This window comes from Amycolatopsis sp. NPDC028719 (assembly GCF_055565395.1).
In genome coordinates, this window is the sequence record NZ_JBVHUL010000007.1 from 154039 (window position 1) to 171521 (window position 17483).

A 17483-nucleotide genomic window follows, 5' to 3' on the forward strand; every position below is an offset into this window, starting at 1 on the left:
CGATGTCCACTGTGGAGGAGACTTCGGCGGCCCACGACGACGTCGCCGAAGCCCGCGGCCGGTTCCGCCCGTGGCGCTGGCTGTTCGTGCTCGTGCTGGCGGTGCTGGCCGCGCAGCTGGCCGTCTTCCTGGCCGGCAACGACCGGTTCCAGTGGGACGTCGTGGCGAAGTACCTGTTCGAGAAGAGCGTCATGGCCGGGCTGGGCACCACGGTGCTGCTCGCGGTCGCGGCGATGGTCCTCGGGTCGCTCGCCGGCGGCGTGGTCGCCGCCATGCAGCTGAGCGGGTTCGGCCCGGCCCGGTGGGTGGCGACGCTGTGGGTGGGCCTGTTCCGCGGCATCCCGCCGCTGGTGCAGCTGATCTTCTGGTTCAACCTCGCCTACCTGCTCCCCGAATTGTCCCTCGGCATCCCGTTCGGCCCGGTCTTCGGCACCTGGGACGCCAACACGGTCATCACGCCGTTGACGGCCGCGGTGATCGGCCTGTCGCTCGTGGAGTCGGCCTACCTGGCGGAGATCTTCCGCGCCGGGGTGACCTCGGTCGACCCCGGCCAGCGCGACGCCGCGCGGGCGATGGGCTACCCGCCGGGGCAGACGCTGCTGAGGATCGTGCTGCCGCAGGCGATGCGCGTGATCATCCCGCCGGCGGGCAGCCAGTTCATCAACGTGCTCAAGGGTACCGCCCTGGTTTCGGTCATCGCGATGTCGGACCTGCTGCACGCGGTGCAGATGATCTACAACCGCACCTACGAGATCGTGCCGATGCTGCTGGTCGCCTGCTTCTGGTACCTCGTCGTGGTCACCGTCCTGACGGGCCTGCAGCGCCGGCTGGAGCGCCGGTTCTCCCGCGGCCACCTCGTCGTGGGGCGGGCCCGATGACCGCGCCGGTGCTGCGGATCAGCGAGGTCCGCAAGGAGTTCGGGTCGGTGACCGCGCTCGCGGGCGTCAGCCTTGACGTGCGCGAAGGGGAAGCGGTCGTCGTGATCGGGCCGTCGGGCTCGGGCAAGTCGACGCTCGTCCGCTGCGCCCACCAGCTGGAGCCCATCGACGGCGGGGCGATGTACCTCGACGGCGAGCTGCTGGGCCACCGGCGGTCACCGCGCGGCCTGCGCCCGCTGACCGAGCGGGGGATCGCCGCCCAGCGCCGCCGGATGAGCATGGTCTTCCAGCAGTTCAACCTGTTCCCGCAGTTCACCGTGCTGCGCAACGTGACCGACGCGGCGATCCGCGTCCACGGGCGTGACCGGTCCACTGTGGAGCGTGAAGCGCGTGAACTGCTGGAGCGCATCGGCCTGGCCGGCCGGGAGGACCACTACCCGCGCCAGCTCTCGGGCGGGCAACAGCAGCGCGTCGCCATCGCCCGGGCCGTGCTGGTCCGGCCGCGGATCATGCTGTTCGACGAGCCGACCAGCGCGCTCGACCCGGAGCTGGTCGACGAGGTCCTGGCCGTGCTGCGGACCCTCGCCGCGGCGGGGACCACGATGGTCGTGGTCACCCACGAGATGGCCTTCGCGCGGGAAGTCGCCGATCGGTGCGTGTTCATGGAGGCGGGCCGGATCATCGAGGAAGGCCCGCCGGGTGAGCTGTTCACCCGGCCCCGGACGGATCGGCTGCGTGCCTTCCTGTCCCGTCATCTGTCCGAAAAGGAGGGTGCTTCGTGATCACTGTCGGCGCCGTCGGCGACCTCATCCTGGACGAGCCGGACCCGGAGTCGTTCCTCGCCCCGGCCGCGCCCGTGCTGCGCGGGATGGACCTGGCGATCGGGCACGTCGAAGTGCCGCATTCGACCACGGCGGTGCAGCACAGCACCGACGTCCCCGCGCCGCCGGCGGACCCCGAGGCGCTGAAAGCGGTGGCCGGAGCCGGGTTCGACGTCGTCACGCTGGCGGGCAACCACGTGCTCGACGCCGGGGACGGCGGGCTGGCCGACACCTTGGCGTACTCCCGGGCGGCGGGCATGGTGACGGCCGGTGCCGGGGCGAACCTCGCCGAGGCCCGGCGCCCGGCGGTCGTCGAACGCGGCGGCCTGCGCATCGGCGTGCTGTCGTACAACTGCGTCGGCCCGCGCGAATCCTGGGCGGCTTCCCGCAAGCCCGGCTGCGCGTACGTGCACGTGCTCACCCACTACGAGCTCGACCACGCGAGCCCGGGCGGGCCGCCGAAGATCTACACCTTCGCCGATCCCGACAGCCTCGAGGCGATGGCCGACGACGTCCGCCGCCTGCGCGCGGAGGCCGACGTCGTGCTCGTGGCGCTGCACAAGGGCGTCGGGCACACCCCGGTCACCGTCGCGATGTACGAAAGCCCGGTCGCCCGCGCGGCGATCGACGCCGGTGCCGACGCCGTGTTCGCCCACCACGCCCACATCATGCGCGGCATCGAAGTCCACAGAGGACGGCCGATCTTCCACGGGCTCGGCAACTTCGCCACCGTCACCCACGCCCTCACACCGGGAGCGGGCGTCGGCGCGGACGAGCTGCGCGCGTGGGCCGAGCGGAGGACGAAGCTCTACGGCTTCGCGCCCGACCCGGACCTGCCGTTCTTCCCGTTCCACCCCGAAAGCCGCAACACCGCCATCGCCTTCTGCCGCTTCGACGAAACCGGGCTGCGCGAAGCCGGCTTCGTCCCGTGCCGGATCGACGACCACGGCCGTCCGGTCCCGGTCGGCGGGACGCCGGAAGGCGAGGCCGTGACGAAATACGTCGAGGACATCACCCGCGGGGCCCGCCTCAACGGCCGGTTCACCACCCGCGGCACCGAAGTGCTCGTCGATCTCTCCGAAGGGGTTTCCGCATGACCGACCAGCCGCTGGCCGGCCGCACCGTCATCGACCTGACCACCGCGCTCGCCGGGCCGTACGCGACGCTGCTGCTCGCCGGGCTCGGGGCCACCGTGATCAAGGTCGAAAACCCCGCCACCGGCGGGGATTCGTCCCGCAACAACGCACCCTACGTCGGCCGCGACGGGCTCAACCTCGCCCGGCGGCACGACGACGACCTGTCCGTGTCGATGCTGCTGCGCGGCCGCAACAAGCTCAGCGTCACCCTGGACCTGAAGAACCCGCGGTCCCGTGCGGTGTTCACCGACCTCGTCCGCGACGCCGACGTGCTGGTCGAGAACTACAGCCCGGGGGTCACCGACCGGCTCGGCATCTCCTACGCGCAGGTCCGGGAGATCAACCCCCGGCTCGTCTACACCTCGATCAGCGGGTTCGGCGCCCAGGGCGGCCCGGGGTCGGGCAAGGCGATGGACTCGATCATCCAGGCACTCAGCGGCGTGATGATGACCGCCGGTGAGCCCGACGAGGGCCCGGTCCGGTTCGGCCTGCCGATCGGCGACCTCCTCGCCCCGCTGTTCGCGGTGGTCGGCACGGTGTCCGCGCTGCTGCAGGCCGAGCACACCGGCGAGGGCCAGCGCGTCGACGTGTCGATGCTCGGCGCGCTCACCTCGCTCGTTGCGTGCGAGCCGTTCGACGCCTTCGACGCGGTCGGCCTGCCCCAGCGCACCGGGTCGATGGTGCCGCGGCTGGCGCCTTTCGGAATCCTGCCCGCCTCCGACGGCTACCTCGCGCTGTGCGCGCCGACCGACGCGTTCGCGCACGGCGTGCTGCGGGCGATCGGCCGGCCGGAGCTGGCCGAGGACGACCGCTACCGCACCCGCGACCAGCGGGTCCGGGCCGCCGACGAGCTGCACGACCTCATCCGGGAGTGGTGCCGGGTCCGGCCACTGGCCGAGATCCTTGCCGCGTTCACCGCCGAAGGCGTGCCCGCCGCCGAGGTCCGCGAGCCGCGTGAGGCCGTCCGCGACCCGCTGGTGCTGGCGCGCGAGGAAGTCGTCCCCTTGACGCACCCGAAGCACGGCGCCGTGGCCGACCTCGCGGGGACCGGCGTGCCGATCCGCTTCTCCGCCGCCCGAGTCTCCCTCGACCGGCCCGCGCCGGGGCTGGGGGAGCACAACGAGCACGTCTACCGCGAACTGCTCGGCTACACCGAAGAGCAGGTCGCGGAACTGGTGGCGGAGGCCGTGATTTGAGCGCCGTCGGGTACGTCGGCGCGGACGTGCCGGTCGAACTGATCACCGCGGCGGGCCTGCGACCCCTGCGGCTGACCGGGAACCCCGGCCGGGACAGCGCGCTCGGCGACCGCTACCTCGGCCGAGGGGTGGACCCGGTCGCCCGGTCGATCCTGACGCGGATCCTCACCGGCGACTACGGCCCGCTCGAGGCCATCGTCGTCTCGCGCGACTGCGAGGCGTCCTTGCGCCTGTTCTACGCCTTGCGGGAGCTGCACCGCGTCGAACCGGCGCTGGGGCTGCCGCCGGTGCGGCTGGTGGACGTGCTGCACCTGCCGCACCACACGACCACCCGGTACGTCCACGCGAAGATCGCCCAGCTGCGCGAATGGCTGGGACGCTGGCGGCCCATCGGCGACGACGACCTCGCCGCGGCCATCACCGCGCACGACACCCTGCGCCGGTCGCTCGGCCGGCTCGCCGCCCTGCGCCGCGCGAACCGGCTGAGCGGCACGCGGTTCCTCGGAACCGTCGCCGCGACCACCGGGGTGCCGGTCACGGAGGCCATCGCGCTCGTCGAGCGGCTGCTCGCGGAAGACCTGCCCGAGGTCGAAGGGACCCGGCTGTTCCTCACCGGCAGTTCCCACGACCACCCGGCGGTGTACGAAACGGTGGAGCGCAACGGTTTTCTCGTCGTGGGGGAGGACCACGACTGGGGCGAGCTGCTCTTCGCCCGCACCTGCGCGGCGCCGACGGAACTCGCGCTGGCCGAGCGGTACCAGCACAACGGCCCGTCCGCACCCCGCGCGTCCATCCGGCAGCGCGCGGCGCACACCGCCGCGGCCGCCCGGGCTTGCGGCGCCGAGGTCCTGCTGTCCTACGCGCGGATTCACGACGACGCGCCGCCGTGGGACTTCCCGGAGCAGCGGGCCGCCACCGGGCTGCGGGCCGTCCTGGCCGAGCGGCAGCCGTACGGCGAGCTGACTCCCGAAGCGCTGGCGGCGCTGGTCCCGGCCGGAGCGGCGGCATGACGGCCCGGCTGGCGTCGGCCACCACCGCGACCGCCTACCAGCGCGCATGGTTCGCCGGGGTGCGTGCCGAGGGCGGCCCCCTGGCACTGGTCAACGCGGACGCGCCGCAGGAGATCTTCCGCACGATGGGCATCCCGTACGTCGTCAACCAGTGGTGGGCCTCGATCGTCGCGGCGAAGCGCCAGACCCAGCGCTACCTCGGCCTGCTGCGCGAACGCGGGTACCCCGACTACATCGAGCAGTACAGCGCCACTTCGCTCGCGTCGGCGTTCGAGACCGACCCGGACCAGGCGCCGTGGGGTGGCCTGCCGAAGCCGTCGATCGTGCTCGGCGAGACCACCGGCGACGCGTCCCGCAAGATCTTCGACGTCTGGGACGCCCAGCCCGGCGTCACCTACTACCCCCTGGAAAGCGCGGCGGAGGACGCGGTGCCCGAGCGGTGGTGGGAGCTCATGCCGCACCGCTGGGAGGAGGCCATCGGGAGCGACCGGCTCGACCTGCTGACCGGCGAGCTGACCGGCCTCATCCGGTACCTCGAGCAGACCACCGGCCGGGTGTTCTCCGAAACCCGCTTCCGCGAGGTCCTGGACCTGGTCAACGAGCAGCAGGAGTGGAACCGCCGCACCCGCGACCTCATCGCCGCCGCCCGGCCCTGCCCGATCGCCGTCACCGACGGCATCCCGAGCGTCATGGTGCCGCAGTGGCACCGCGGAACCGAGTGGGCCCGCGACGCCGCCCGCGCGTTCCACGACGAGGTGCGCGACCGGGTCGACACCGGCGTCGCGGTGTGCCCGGACGAGCGGCTGCGGCTGATGTGGGTCGGCCGCGGCCTGTGGTTCGACCTCGAGTTCTACCAGCGGTTCCAGCGCTCGCACGGCGCGGTCTTCGTCTGGTCGATGTACCTGGCCATCGCCGCGGACGGCTACCTGCGCTACGGCGACGACCCGCTGCGGGCCCTCGCCGCGCGGTTCGCCGCCTTCGGCGACCAGCTCTACACCCCGCCGTGGTCGGCCGAGTGGTACGTCAAGGAAGCTCGGCACCACGGCGTCGACGGCGTGGTGCACCTCGTTTCCGACGACGCCCGCGGCAGCTACTTCACCACCCGCGCCCTGCGCGCCGCGGGCATCCCCGTCCTGGAGCTGCACGCCGACAACGTCGACGCGCGCACGGGCGACGACCTGACCGCGCGGATGACCGCGTGGCTCGACGAACTGACCTGACTGCCGGAGAAAGGACTCCAGTGCGATCCCCACTTCGCCGACGAAGCCGAAGTGCGATCCTCGTGACCGCCGCCCTCGGGCTGACCGCCGCCGGGTGCACGGTGGAAGCCGGCTCGCCGCCGCTGGCCACCGGGACGAACCTCCCGGTGGTGCAGTCCCTGCACGACGCGCTCCCGCAGGCGATCAAGGACGCCGGGGTGCTCAGGTTCGCCGGGGACTCCCACCCGCCCTACCGCACGGTCGCGCCGGACGGGACGGTCACCGGGATCGACGCCGACTTCCAGGCCGCGATCGGCCAGGTGCTCGGCGTCAAGACGCAGACCCTCGTCGTCGCCGGGCTCCCGGCCGCGCTCCAAGGCATGCTGAGCAACCGGTACGACGCGTTCAACGGCCCGGTCAAGGCGACCGCCGAACGCGAGAAGCAGTTCGACACGATCACCTGGATGACGACCCGCACGGCCTACCTGTTCCCCGTGGAGTCGACGGCCGGGATCACCCGGACCGAGGACCTCTGCGGCAAGCGCATCGCGGTGGTGACCGCCAGCGTCGTCGAAGAGCAGCTGAACAAGCTTTCCCGCTTCTGCACGGGAAGCAAGCGTCCGGCCACGCGGACCGTCGGTTTCGACGACACCGACGCCACGCTGCTGGCCACCCGCTCGGGCCGGGCGGATGCCGCGGGGATGACCGAGGCGGCGGCGATCGACGTCACGCAGCGCCGAGGCGGGAACAAGTACGTCACCCAGACCGAGGCGCAGGGGGCGACGAAGGACGACCTCGCGCTGTACGTACCCAAGTCGTCGAAACTCGGTCCGGTGCTGCAGCAGGTGTTCGAAGAGCTTTTCCGGAACGGCACGTACGTCGGAATCATGTCCCGCTGGGGACTCAACCAGGTCTCGGTCCCGAAGCCGGTCTTCAACGCGGCCACCCGGGGATGAAGCTTACTGTCCGGAAAGGACTTTCGATGGGCAAGGGGATCCTCAAGCCGGCGCTGGTCGCCGCCGCGACGGTGCTCGTCGCGATCACGGCCGCGGTCGTTCCCGGTTCTTCCGGCGCGGACGTCGCGACCCCGCCACCGACGCCCGCGCCGCCGGCGTCCACGGTGTTCCACCCCGTGGTCCGCGAAGCCGCGGCCCGGACCGGGAACTACGCCGCCGAGTACACCGTCTATCGGCCCGCGGACCTGGACCGGGTGCCCGGCCGCCTGCCGGTCGTGGTGTTCGGCAACGGCGCGTGCCGGCACACGAGCAACGACGAGCTGCTGACCCTCGAGACGCTGCTCGCCGCGCACGGCTTCGTCGTCGTGGCCGTCGGCGGGTTCGACGAGCCCGCCCTGACCGAGAACGGCAGCCCGGTACCGAAGGTGATCACCGACGCGATCACCTGGGCCGAACGCGAGAACGACCGCCGGGGGAGCGAACTGCGGAACCGGCTCGACACGCGCCGGATCGGCGTCACCGGCCACTCGTGCGGCGGCATCGAAGCCCTCGTCGCCGGTGCGGATCCCCGCGTGAAATCGGTGCTGTCGCTGGACAGCGGGTTCTTCGCCGACGGCACCCTCGGCTACGGCCGGGAGAACCTCCGGAACCTGCACACCCCCACGATGTTCGTCGACGGCGGCCCGGCCGACGTCGCCTACCCCAACAGCGGCGAGAACTACGACCTCGTCACCGTCCCCGCGATCCGGGCGACCAACCCGGCCGCCGGCCACACCGGGTTCGTCTACGGCCAGCGCGACGGCAACCCCGACCCGAGCGTCCGCGAGGAAGCCGTGCGGGTCCTGGTCGCCTGGTTCGACTTCACCCTCAACGGCAACCGCACCGCGCGGGCCTACCTCCTCGGCGCGGGCTGCGGTCTGTGCGGCACCCCGGGCTGGACCGTCACCAGCAAGAACTTCTGACAGGAGCCGTCCATGAGATTCACGACTTTGCGCGGGCTGGCCGTCGCCGTGCTGCTCTCCGCCGGGGTGCCCGCGGCGGCCCAGGCGGCGCAAGCCGGGATGCCGTGTCCGGGTCTGCCGGCGCGCTGCGCCGACGGGCAGCTGACCGATGGCACGCCGTACACCTTCGCGAAACCGGACCGGTGGAACGGCACCGTGCTGGTGGACCTCGACTTCGCCGCGGGTGGCCTGACGAGCCCGCTGACCGCGAGCCTGCTGGACCGCGGCTACGCGGTGGGCGGCACCACCCGCACGATCAGCGGCTGGAACATCGCGCGGGCCATCGACAACCAGGCCGAGGCGCTCGGCCGCTTCGAAACCGCGTTCGGCCGGGCCCGCTACGCGATCGCCGAAGGCCGCTCGATGGGCGGGATGGTCGCCGCCGGCGTCGCGCAGGTGCACCCCGGTCGCTTCGCCGCGGCCATCCCGATGTGCGGCGGCCTCGGCGGTGCCGTGGGCCAGTGGAACCAGAAGCTCGACACCGTCTTCACGCTGAAGACGTTGCTGTTCCGAGACTCCGCCCTGCCGGTGACCGGCATTCCCGCCGATGTGCCGGGACTCCAGCAGCAGTGGGTTTCGGCGATGACGGCGGCTCAGGCGACTCCGGCGGGCAAGGCGCGGATCGCCCTCGCCGCGGCGATCGGCCAGCTGCCGGGCTGGGGGCTCGCCGCCGACGGCACGACGACCCCGGTCCCGGACGGCCGCGACGTCGACGGCGTCGAGCGCGGGATGTTCCTGGCGCTCGCGGGCGGACCGCTGCCGTACCTCGGGCAGGCGGTCAGCAGCCGCCGGGCGATCGAGCAGCTGGCGGGCGGGAACCCGTCCTGGAACACGGGAGTCGACTACGCGCGCCAGCTCGCGACGGCGGAGCCGAGCCAGCAGAACGCCGTGCGGCGGCTCTACGAGCGCGCGGGGCTCGACCTGCGCGCCGACCTCGGCCGGCTCGCCGCCGAACCCCGGGTGTCCGCCGATCCCGGCGCCGTCCGCTACCTCGAGCGAGGCATCGTGTTCACCGGCGACCTGCGGATCCCGGTGCTGACGGTCAACGGCACCGGCGACCAGATCTCGACCGTGGCCCAGCAGCGGTCCTACGGCGCGCTGGCCGCCCGGGCGGGTGACGCGTCCCTGCTCCGGCAGACGTACGTCCAGACGGCCGGCCACTGCACGTACACGACCGGCGAACAGCAGGCGGCGATCGACCGGATGCTGACCCGCCTGCGCACCGGTCACTGGCCGGACACGGCTCCGGCGACGATGAACCGCCTGGCGGTGGCCGTGGACGGCGTGCGGGGGCGTTATCTGCCGTACACGCCGCCGCGGTTCAACCGGATGTACCCGGCGGTCGACGGACCGAGGCGGTGACCCTGCGCCCCAAGGCGGCCGTGGTTGCGTTCAACGCACCGAAGGCCGCCTTGGGTGCGTCAGACGCACCGAGCCGGCCGGCGTGAGCGTGGCTTCGTCATGCGGGCTCCCGATCCGGGGTGGAGCGACGGCGGGGTGCCGCGACGATCCCGGCGTCGACGTCGGCCGCGTGGGAGCGGAGGAGGTCGGCCACGTCGTCGAGCTCGTCGGCGACCTCGCGCTGCTCGTCCGTCGTCGCCGTGCCGTCGTGCAGCCGGACGGCGAGCACGCCGAGCCGGACCTGCGTGGCGCCGAGGACGTGGACGAGCCGGGTCGTTTCGCGGGACATGGCAGCTCCGGGGGTGACGGTGGGCCGGTCCGTCGTCGAGAGCCGGCGCATTCCGGCGAGGACACGGCAGAGGTGGACGTAGTCCGGGTGCTCGGTGAGCCTCCGGTCGGCTTCGGACGGCCAGGGGCTGCCGGGTTCCGGCGACGGCGGCGACGATCCGGTCATGACGGCGCCCCGCCGGACCGGCTGACGACGTGGCGCCACCAGCCGGCCCGGCGCCGGCGTGACGTGCGCGCCGGGGCGACGACCGGGCGGCACCGGGCGCACGTCCTCTTCGGCGCCTCGACCATCGGCGCGGCCGGGAACCGCACGCCGCAGACAGCGCGGTAGGAACCCGAGTCCGCGAGACCGGCGACGAAGGCCGCTTCGGTGACGAGGTGGTTGATGCCGGTCGGTGTCTCGACGACCCAGAACAGCAGGGACGCCGGCCGGCGTTTCGGCGGTGCGGTGGCCATCACGGACCTCCGTGGTCGTGCCCGGCGGCGGGCGGTGGACACCTGGCCGGTGCGCGGGTCGGGGCGCGCGCACCGGCCAGGCTGATCAGGGGCCGCGAAACCGGCGCGTCATCTCCGGTCGCCGGGAAGCTCCCGGACGACCATGGCCCGCGCGTGGCCGACCAGCTCCGTCATCGCCTGGCGGGGGAGGATCGCCGGGGAGCTGTCGGTGCCGACGCGGATGGCGCGCCGGAGGCCGTCGCCGGTGTCCACCAGGCCGAGGGTGACCTGGGTGGCCAGGCCGGTCACCGTGCGCGCGGGGACGATGAACGGTGCTTCGTGCCAGCGGTGGTCTCGCATCTGTGTCTCCCCGTTACGCTGTCAGGGCCATAAGCTGCACGCTGACAGTGCTACCGAATGTTGGTAGCAAGTGTCAGCGCTGACAGCGGGCTGGGCAATGCCCTGATCAGGTGACCTCGGTCGCGGGGTGGACCTGCACTAGCATGTGCTGCATGGCTGGTAGCACCCGCGAGGCGCGATGAACCTCGGCGACGCTCTCAAGGAAGCGCGCACGTCCCGCGACATCTCACTGCGGAAGCTCGCCGTGCTGATGGGACGCAAGGAGTCGGACTCCGGCCTGATCTCCCGCTGGGAGACCAACGAGCGCACGCCGAAGCCGGACGACGTCGCCACGATCATCGAGGTCCTCGAGATCGGCGACGACGAGGCGACCGAGCTGATGGCCCTGGCCACCAACGCGGGACTCAGCGGCCGGTGGCATGCGGTGACCGTCGCCGAACGCCGGCAGCAGATGAACGCGCTGCTGGCCGCGGAGCGAACGGCAACGACGGTCACGCACCTGGCTCCGCTGCTGATTCCCGGCGTGCTGCAGACCAGCGACGTCATCCGCGCGATCATGGTCGACGCCGAGACGCCCGCAGACGAGATCGACGAGCGGGTGGCGATCCGCATCGGCCGCCGTGACCTCATCACCCGCAAGAATCCGGCGACGCTGGATGTCCTGCTGGGCGAGGCGGCCATCCGCCACGTCATCGGCGGCCGCGATGTCTGGCTGGAGCAGCTGGACTACCTCGCGGAGATGACCGAACTGCCGAATGTCGAAGTGCGGATCATCCCTTTCACTGCCGGATGGACCCCGGCTCACACCGGGCCTTTCATCCTCTTCGACTCCGATCAATCGCCATCGATAGTCAGCCTCGAGCTGCACCGCGACGGCTTGATGCTGTACGCCGACGAAGACATCGCGGCTCATCGTGCGCGGGCGGAGGCAACGCGGCGCAAAGCGTGGAGCACGGCGAAGAGTCTCGATCTGATCACGAAGGTCCGGAGCGAGATTCGAGAGGAGAAGAAATGACGAACGGTTGGTTCAAGTCGAGCTGGAGTGACCAAACCCAGGACTGCGTCGAGGTTCGGCTCGGCGACGAAATCGGGGTACGAGACTCGAAAAGCCCCGCCACCGGGCAGCTGTCGGTCGATCAGGCCACCTGGACCGCTTTCCTGACCGGCCTGAAGGACTGACTCAAGCGCGCTGTCCCCGGGCGCGGTCCAGCACCGCCCGCGGGTCGCCGGGAGAGGTTTCGCCGCGCCACGCGATGTACCCGTCGGGCCGGACCAGGACGTACCGGGCGGCGTAGAGGCCGTGCAGGTCCGGCCGGTTGAGCCGGTACCGGGTCAGGGGCACGCCGGCCGCCGCCGCGGCGGTTTCCCATTCCGGCGCGGGCGGTGCGGCGACCTCCAGCAGCGTGAAGCCGGGGCCGAGCTCGTCCTGCAGCGACCGGCTCCGGCCGAGCCACTGGTGCGGCAGCCGGTGGCCCGGGGCGGCGGAGGGCCGGTACTCCGTCCCGGTGGACACCGGCGCGGGGCCGTCGTCGGCGAGCACGAGGGGCGAGTCGGGGTACGCCGTGCCGAGCACGAAGCCGAGGGTGTACATCTCGGCGGTCTTGGCCTGCCGGATCAGCTCGGCCGTCTTGGCGCGCAGGGTCCGGCCGTCCGGGCCGTCGCCGTCCAGTCCCGGCACGGCGAGCTCGCCGGTCAGCACCCGCATGTTCCGCTCGGCCTCGGCGATGGCGCGCCCGGCGATGGGACGGCGTTCGGTTTCGTAGGAGTCGAGCAGGCCGTCGCCGGCCCAGCCGCGCAGCGCGGCCGTGAGCTTCCAGCCGAGGTCCGCGGCGTCCCCGATGCCCGTGTTGGCGCCGAATCCGCCCCAGGGCGGGTTCTGGTGGGCGGCGTCGCCGGCCAGGAAGCAGCGGCCGTCCCGGTAGCGGTCGGCCACCAGCATCCGCGCGGTCCAGGGATCGGTCGCGGTGACGGTGAGGGGCGCTTCGGCGCCGATCATGCGGTGGACCGCCCGCTCGTACCATGCGGCGTCGGCGGCGTCAGGGTCCACGGGGGCGTTGATGATGATCGCCCACCACCGGTCTTCGGTGTCCAGCGTGCCCATCAGGCCGTTGACGTCGGGGTTGACCACCCAGTACTGCACGGCGCGGCCCAGGTGGTGGCGGGCGGAAAGCCCCGGCGCGTCGAAGATCACCTGCACGTTCCGGATTTCGTGGCTCCGCCCGGTCAGCGGGATGCCGCAGGCCCGGCGGACGGCGCTGCGGGCACCGTCGGCGCCGACCAGGTAGCGGCCCCGCACGACGCGCTCCCGGCCCGCGTCGTCGGTCGCGGTGGCGGTGACGCCGGTGGCGTCCTGGGCGACGCCGGTCAGGGTCCAGCCCCAGCGCGCGCTGACCGTCTCGCGCCGGGTGAGGGTGGCTCGCAAGGCCTCCTCGACGTGGTTCTGCGCGCACCACAGCGCGGGTTCGGCGAGTTCGGTGCGCTGGACGTCGCTGAGAGCGAAGACCCCGTCGAAGCGTTCCAGCCGGTGCCCGGTGAGCGAGGTGCAGAAGACGGCCGAGTCGGACCAGCCGAAGGGCAGGCCCGCGGTGCCGCGGACCGCGTCGGCGATACGCAGGCGCCGGAAGATCTCCATCGAGCGGGGGTTCATCTGCTTGCACCGCGGTGAAGCGAGGCTCGGTTCCGGGCGCGGTTCGAGCAGGACGCAGCCGATGCCGCGGGAACCCAGTTCGTGGGCGAGGGTCAGCCCGACCGGGCCACCTCCGGCGATGACGACCTCGGTGGTCTCCTCGGTCCTGCTCGTCATGACGGAGCCCCCCAGTCGGCGTGATCGTCTCGGCGCAGACTACGGCGAGGCGCCCGCCTCCGGAAGACGTCGCACCGGCGAGCCTAAAGGTAGGAACTCTCCGGCCTCCGGAGCGATCAGCTATACCGCTGGACCCCATCGCGGCCTATATTCATCTGATGTCTGTCCGCTGACCCGCCGGAGATCCCCGATGCGAATCGCCACTGTCGTCGCGCACCTGGTCACCGCCGCAGCCGTCGTCGCGGCTGTCGGCGCCACTCCCGGAAGACCCCCGGACGTCCTCTACGCCGCCCCGTCCGGCCACGGCGCCGCCTGCGGTCCCGTCGCCCCGTGCGCCCTGGCCACGGCGCGCGACCGCGTCCGCGAGCTCGTCCCGCGGGCCGCCGGGGACGTCGTGGTCGAACTGCGCGGCGGGACCTACTCGCTGACCACGCCGCTGCGGCTGGGCGTCCAGGATTCCGGGAGGCCGGGCCACCGGGTCGTCTACCGCGCGGCCGCCGGTGAGACGCCCGTGTTCAGCGGCGCGCTGAAGGTCGGCGGCTTCCGGAAGACCGACGCCGCCAAGAACATCTACCGCGCGCCGGTGCCGAAGGGGACCGCGAGCCGGGAGCTGTTCGTGAACGGCGTCCGCGCGGTGCGCGCCCGCACCGCGCAGGACCCGGGCGGGTTCTCCGTGTCCGCCACCGGGTTCACCACCGCCGACGCGTCCTACACCTCCTGGACGAACGCCGCCCGGGTCGAGGTGGTCGCGAACAACGGCTGGAAGCAGCTGCGCTGCCCGCTCGCCTCGATCACGCCCGGCGCGTCGGGCGGTTCGGCGCTGACCGTCGATCCCGGGTGCTGGGCCAACAACCACACCTCGGTCCCCAACCCGAGCTTTCCCTTCAACGGCGCCGGTCTTCCGTCCCTCGACCGCGTGACCTGGCTCGAGAACGCCTACCAGCTGCTCGGCACGCCCGGCCAGTTCTACCTCGACGGCGACGCCGGATTCCTCTACTACGTGCCCAGGCCCGGCGAGGACCTCGCGAAGGCCGACGTCGACCTGCCCGTCGCGCCGGAACTGCTCGACCTGGCCGGCACCCCCGGGCACCTGGCGCCGCTCGACGACACCGACTGGCGGGCCACCTACACCGGCAGCTGGAACTACTCGAGCGGCCGGCACCTGGGCGACCTCGGTGCCGACGTGCACTACACCCAGAACGACGGCGACGCGGTCAGCTACGCCTTCACCGGCACGGGCCTCCAGGTCCTGACCGAAACGAACGCGGACGAAGGCGACATCGACGTCTACGTCGACGGCGTCAAGAAACAGACCGTGTCCGCCAAGAGCTCCGAGCGGCTCGCGCAGCAGGCCGTCGTCTCGGTCACCGGGCTGGCCCAGGGCACGCACACCGTCCGGGTGGTCAAGGCCGGCGGTGACTACCTGCTGATCGACGCCTTCACCGTCATCCCCGACGTCGTCGCGCCGGTGCACGACATCGCCTTCGAGGGCATCACCTTCGCCTACACGACCTGGACCGCCCCGAGCACCGCGGGCTACATCGACAACCAGGCCGGGATCCTGTGGGACCCGGCCACCCGGACACCGACCCGGATCCCCGCCGCCGTGCAGGTGCACCGCGGCGCGCGGATCGCGTTCACCGGCGTCACCGTGCGGCACACCGGGACCAGTGGCATCGACCTCGCCGACCAGACCCAGGACTCGGCAGTGTCCGGCGGCTCGATCACCGACGTCGGCGGCAGCGGTGTCACCGTGGGGGAGGTCGACGACTACTACCAGACCCAGCCCGCGCTGATGACCAGCGGCAACACCGTGGCCGGCACCGTCGTGCAGCGGCCGGGGCAGGAGTACCAGGACGCCGTCGGCGTCTGGGTGGGCCACAGCCGCGGGACCACGTTGTCCCACAACGACATCGGGTACACGCCGTACTCGGGCGTGTCGATCGGCTGGGGCTGGGGCTGGGCGTCGAGCTGCGCGCTGCAGGCCAAGCAGGGACTGCCCGACCCGTGCCTGCACGGCACGACCTACACCGGTGGCAACCACGTCGTCGGCAACCACGTGCACAGCGTGATGGGCGTGCTGTTCGACGGCGGTCCGGTCTACACGCTCGGCGGACAGGCGTCGCCGTCGGAATTCACCGGCAACGTGCTCGGCGAGTGCATCAACGGGTGCAACATGATCTACCACGACGAGGGCAGCTCGCTGTGGAACACCCACGACAACGTGGTGGAGTTCAGCAACGGCTCACTGTGGCTGAACCTGTGGACGCCGACCATCCACGACGACTCCATCCACGGCAACTTCACCGACACCGGCCGCTACAACAACAGCGGCACGGACATCGACCTCGAACCGTCCACTGTGGTCACCGACGGCCGCTGGCCGCCCGCGGCCCAGGCGATCATCGACGCGGCCGGGCCGGGCACCCCGCCGGGCCCGGTGCTCGACGACGACGACCTGCGGATCGCCTACACCGGGAGCTGGGCCTCGAGCGGCTCGCGCACCTACGGTGACCTCGACGGCGGCGTGCACTACACCCAGCAGAACGGCGACGCGGCGTCGATCACCTTCACCGGAACCGGGATCAGCCTCCTCACCGAGACGAATTCCGATGAAGGGGATATCGCCGTCACGCTGGACGGAGTCGCGAAGGGAACGGTCAGCGCGAACACCGCCCAGCGGCAAACCCAGGTCCCCGTTTATTCGGTGACCGGGCTCGCCGCCGGACGGCACACGCTGACCGTTTCGAAACTGAGCGGAACCTATTTCCTGGTGGACGGGTTCCGCATTTATTAGCGGTCGAGCAAGCGCAGGTCGACCGCGTCGGCCATGGCCTGCATGCCGGCTTCGTTCGGGTGGAGGTGATCACCCGAATCGAAGCCGGCGCGCAGCGCCGCGGGATCGGAGGGGTCTTGCAGCGCCCGGTCGAAGTCGACGACGCCGTCGAACTGCCCGCTCGTGCGGATCCACGTGTTCGCCGCTTGGCGGATCGCCTCGGCGGGCTCGCTGTAGTAGCCGGCTCCCTTGTCCGGCAGCATCGTCCCGCCGAGGATCCGCACCCCGGCCGCGTGCGCCTGGCGGATCAGTTCGCGGTAGCCGTCGATCAGGTGCTGCGCGGTCAGCGGGCCGCCGTCCGGGCCGGCGTTGTTCCCGATGTCGTTGATGCCCTCCATGAGGATCACGGTCCGCACGCCGGGCTGCGCCAGCGCGTCGTGGGCGAACCGCTTGAGCGCGCTGACGCCCTGCCAGATGTTCGGCACGTCGGTCAGCACCCGGTTGCCGCCGAGCCCGGCGTCGACCACCGCGGTCGGGTGCGGCCCGGCGAGCCGGCGCGCGAGGTCGTCCGGCCAGCGGTGGTAGACGCTCGCGGGGGTGTTGTAGCCATCGGTGATGGAGTCACCGAAGGCCACGACGGTACCGCGCGCGGCGGGCGAGACGACGTCCAAACCGGACAGGTAGTACCAGGAAGTCGTGGCGGTGACGTAGTTTTCGTCACCGGTGTCGGCGGAGTGGTCGCCGGGCTTCGAGAGGTAGGAGACGTCGAAGGCGTCGGAGTGCCAGGTCGCCGAGCTGGTCGCCTGGGGCAGGTACAGGCTCACGAGCAGGTTCTGCTCCGCACGCACGGGCAAGGGTACCGGGTCGCTGACGACCTCCCGGCCCGCCGGGATGGTGAGCGTTTTGGCGCGCGAGAAGGTGACTTGGCGCTGGGTTCCATCGACGGCGGTCGCCTGTCCGGCCTGCAGGGCGAGGCTGACGGAACCGACGGCGAGGGGGGTGGTGCCCCGCAGGTTCGACAGGTGCAGCCGTAGCGCGTCACCGCCGACGCTGGGGTGCACGACCATCCGCAGCGTCCGATCGGTGAAGTTCGGCCCGCCGATCGTCATGCTCGGCGACCAGACCGAAATCGGCCGGTGCGCGGAGGAATCGCTTTCCGCGGCGGCGGTATTCGTGCTGCCCGAAATCAGGGAAATGAGTGCTGTCATGGCGATGAGTGTCTT

Annotated in this window: 17 protein-coding genes; 12 read left to right on the forward strand and 5 right to left on the reverse strand. The window is 71.9% G+C overall.

Features of this window, described 5'->3' with window-relative positions; translation table 11 throughout:
• The first annotated feature begins 2 nt into the window (after positions 1-2).
• From ACZ4TR_RS31360 to ACZ4TR_RS31400, 9 genes are all read left to right on the forward strand, one after another.
• The gene (locus tag ACZ4TR_RS31360) at positions 3-878 is read left to right on the forward strand and encodes an amino acid ABC transporter permease (RefSeq protein WP_465290997.1); all 876 of its coding nucleotides are present in this window, start codon (positions 3-5) and stop codon (positions 876-878) included.
• Positions 875-1660, forward strand: a complete 786-nt coding sequence (locus ACZ4TR_RS31365) for an amino acid ABC transporter ATP-binding protein (RefSeq protein WP_465290999.1) — start codon at positions 875-877, stop codon at positions 1658-1660. Before ACZ4TR_RS31360 ends, ACZ4TR_RS31365 begins: the two co-directional genes overlap by 4 nt.
• Positions 1657-2796 carry a CapA family protein gene (locus ACZ4TR_RS31370; protein WP_465291000.1) on the forward strand — a complete coding sequence of 380 codons (1140 nt, stop codon included), beginning with the start codon at positions 1657-1659 and terminating at the stop codon, positions 2794-2796. The genes ACZ4TR_RS31365 and ACZ4TR_RS31370 overlap by 4 nt, the downstream gene beginning before the upstream one ends.
• Positions 2793-4031, forward strand: a complete 1239-nt coding sequence (locus ACZ4TR_RS31375; protein ID WP_465291001.1) for a CaiB/BaiF CoA transferase family protein — start codon at positions 2793-2795, stop codon at positions 4029-4031. Before ACZ4TR_RS31370 ends, ACZ4TR_RS31375 begins: the two co-directional genes overlap by 4 nt.
• On the forward strand, positions 4028-5041 hold the full coding sequence (locus ACZ4TR_RS31380) for a 2-hydroxyacyl-CoA dehydratase (RefSeq protein ID WP_465291003.1): 1014 nt from the start codon (positions 4028-4030) through the stop codon (positions 5039-5041). Before ACZ4TR_RS31375 ends, ACZ4TR_RS31380 begins: the two co-directional genes overlap by 4 nt.
• The gene (locus ACZ4TR_RS31385) at positions 5038-6261 is read left to right on the forward strand and encodes a 2-hydroxyacyl-CoA dehydratase (RefSeq protein ID WP_465291005.1); all 1224 of its coding nucleotides are present in this window, start codon (positions 5038-5040) and stop codon (positions 6259-6261) included. Before ACZ4TR_RS31380 ends, ACZ4TR_RS31385 begins: the two co-directional genes overlap by 4 nt.
• Positions 6262-6323: 62 nt before the next feature.
• Complete coding sequence (locus tag ACZ4TR_RS31390; RefSeq protein WP_465291007.1) at positions 6324-7196, forward strand: transporter substrate-binding domain-containing protein; 873 nt, start codon at positions 6324-6326, stop codon at positions 7194-7196.
• A 26-nt stretch (positions 7197-7222) separates the two neighbouring features.
• Entirely contained in the window at positions 7223-8158 is a 936-nt protein-coding gene (locus ACZ4TR_RS31395) for a poly(ethylene terephthalate) hydrolase family protein (protein WP_465291009.1), read from the forward strand.
• A gap of 12 nt (positions 8159-8170) precedes the next feature.
• Positions 8171-9559, forward strand: coding sequence for a hypothetical protein (locus ACZ4TR_RS31400; RefSeq protein ID WP_465291011.1), 1389 nt, complete (start codon positions 8171-8173; stop codon positions 9557-9559).
• Between the two features lie 97 nt (positions 9560-9656).
• Here ACZ4TR_RS31400 and ACZ4TR_RS31405 read toward each other — a convergent pair whose 3' ends face one another.
• The 3 genes from ACZ4TR_RS31405 to ACZ4TR_RS31415 all read right to left on the reverse strand — a co-directional run bounded on the left by ACZ4TR_RS31405 (position 9657) and on the right by ACZ4TR_RS31415 (position 10681).
• Positions 9657-10052 (reverse strand): hypothetical protein, encoded by a 396-nt coding sequence (locus tag ACZ4TR_RS31405; RefSeq protein ID WP_465291013.1) that lies wholly within the window; start codon positions 10050-10052, stop codon positions 9657-9659.
• Positions 10049-10342, reverse strand: coding sequence for a hypothetical protein (locus ACZ4TR_RS31410; RefSeq protein ID WP_465291014.1), 294 nt, complete (start codon positions 10340-10342; stop codon positions 10049-10051). The genes ACZ4TR_RS31405 and ACZ4TR_RS31410 overlap by 4 nt, the downstream gene beginning before the upstream one ends.
• 108 nt (positions 10343-10450) lie before the next feature.
• Positions 10451-10681, reverse strand: coding sequence for a hypothetical protein (locus ACZ4TR_RS31415; protein ID WP_465291016.1), 231 nt, complete (start codon positions 10679-10681; stop codon positions 10451-10453).
• Positions 10682-10859: 178 nt separating this feature from the next.
• Here ACZ4TR_RS31415 and ACZ4TR_RS31420 point away from each other — a divergent pair, with 178 nt between their 5' ends.
• A complete protein-coding gene (locus ACZ4TR_RS31420) occupies positions 10860-11696 on the forward strand; it encodes a helix-turn-helix domain-containing protein (RefSeq protein ID WP_465291018.1) in 837 nt (278 codons plus the stop codon).
• Positions 11693-11860: a DUF397 domain-containing protein gene (locus ACZ4TR_RS31425; RefSeq protein WP_465291020.1), complete on the forward strand. Its 168-nt coding sequence runs from the start codon at positions 11693-11695 to the stop codon at positions 11858-11860. Before ACZ4TR_RS31420 ends, ACZ4TR_RS31425 begins: the two co-directional genes overlap by 4 nt.
• A gap of 1 nt (position 11861) precedes the next feature.
• Here the strand turns inward: ACZ4TR_RS31425 and ACZ4TR_RS31430 are convergent, their stop codons facing one another.
• Positions 11862-13484 carry an FAD-dependent monooxygenase gene (locus ACZ4TR_RS31430; RefSeq protein ID WP_465291021.1) on the reverse strand — a complete coding sequence of 541 codons (1623 nt, stop codon included), beginning with the start codon at positions 13482-13484 and terminating at the stop codon, positions 11862-11864.
• Between the two features lie 190 nt (positions 13485-13674).
• Between ACZ4TR_RS31430 and ACZ4TR_RS31435 the strand changes: the two genes are divergently transcribed.
• A complete protein-coding gene (locus ACZ4TR_RS31435) occupies positions 13675-16281 on the forward strand; it encodes a hypothetical protein (protein ID WP_465291023.1) in 2607 nt (868 codons plus the stop codon).
• On the opposite strand, the gene ACZ4TR_RS31440 is transcribed toward ACZ4TR_RS31435, so the two are convergent.
• Positions 16278-17468 (reverse strand): SGNH/GDSL hydrolase family protein, encoded by a 1191-nt coding sequence (locus ACZ4TR_RS31440; RefSeq protein ID WP_465291025.1) that lies wholly within the window; start codon positions 17466-17468, stop codon positions 16278-16280. The genes ACZ4TR_RS31435 and ACZ4TR_RS31440 overlap by 4 nt on opposite strands.
• Between the last annotated feature and the right edge of the window lie 15 nt (positions 17469-17483).

What these genes read in the sequence shown, in the direction of transcription:
- ACZ4TR_RS31435 (WP_465291023.1), top strand. Translation starts at nt 13,675, where the DNA reads ATGCGAATCGCCACTGTCGTCGCGCACCTGGTCACCGCCGCAGCCGTC.
- ACZ4TR_RS31415 (WP_465291016.1), bottom strand. Translation starts at nt 10,681, where the DNA reads ATGCGAGACCACCGCTGGCACGAAGCACCGTTCATCGTCCCCGCGCGC.
- ACZ4TR_RS31360 (WP_465290997.1), top strand. Translation starts at nt 3, where the DNA reads ATGTCCACTGTGGAGGAGACTTCGGCGGCCCACGACGACGTCGCCGAA.
- ACZ4TR_RS31410 (WP_465291014.1), bottom strand. Translation starts at nt 10,342, where the DNA reads ATGGCCACCGCACCGCCGAAACGCCGGCCGGCGTCCCTGCTGTTCTGG.
- ACZ4TR_RS31400 (WP_465291011.1), top strand. Translation starts at nt 8,171, where the DNA reads ATGAGATTCACGACTTTGCGCGGGCTGGCCGTCGCCGTGCTGCTCTCC.
- ACZ4TR_RS31440 (WP_465291025.1), bottom strand. Translation starts at nt 17,468, where the DNA reads ATGACAGCACTCATTTCCCTGATTTCGGGCAGCACGAATACCGCCGCC.
- ACZ4TR_RS31365 (WP_465290999.1), top strand. Translation starts at nt 875, where the DNA reads ATGACCGCGCCGGTGCTGCGGATCAGCGAGGTCCGCAAGGAGTTCGGG.
- ACZ4TR_RS31430 (WP_465291021.1), bottom strand. Translation starts at nt 13,484, where the DNA reads ATGACGAGCAGGACCGAGGAGACCACCGAGGTCGTCATCGCCGGAGGT.
- ACZ4TR_RS31425 (WP_465291020.1), top strand. Translation starts at nt 11,693, where the DNA reads ATGACGAACGGTTGGTTCAAGTCGAGCTGGAGTGACCAAACCCAGGAC.
- ACZ4TR_RS31405 (WP_465291013.1), bottom strand. Translation starts at nt 10,052, where the DNA reads ATGACCGGATCGTCGCCGCCGTCGCCGGAACCCGGCAGCCCCTGGCCG.
- ACZ4TR_RS31385 (WP_465291005.1), top strand. Translation starts at nt 5,038, where the DNA reads ATGACGGCCCGGCTGGCGTCGGCCACCACCGCGACCGCCTACCAGCGC.
- ACZ4TR_RS31420 (WP_465291018.1), top strand. Translation starts at nt 10,860, where the DNA reads ATGAACCTCGGCGACGCTCTCAAGGAAGCGCGCACGTCCCGCGACATC.
- ACZ4TR_RS31395 (WP_465291009.1), top strand. Translation starts at nt 7,223, where the DNA reads ATGGGCAAGGGGATCCTCAAGCCGGCGCTGGTCGCCGCCGCGACGGTG.
- ACZ4TR_RS31375 (WP_465291001.1), top strand. Translation starts at nt 2,793, where the DNA reads ATGACCGACCAGCCGCTGGCCGGCCGCACCGTCATCGACCTGACCACC.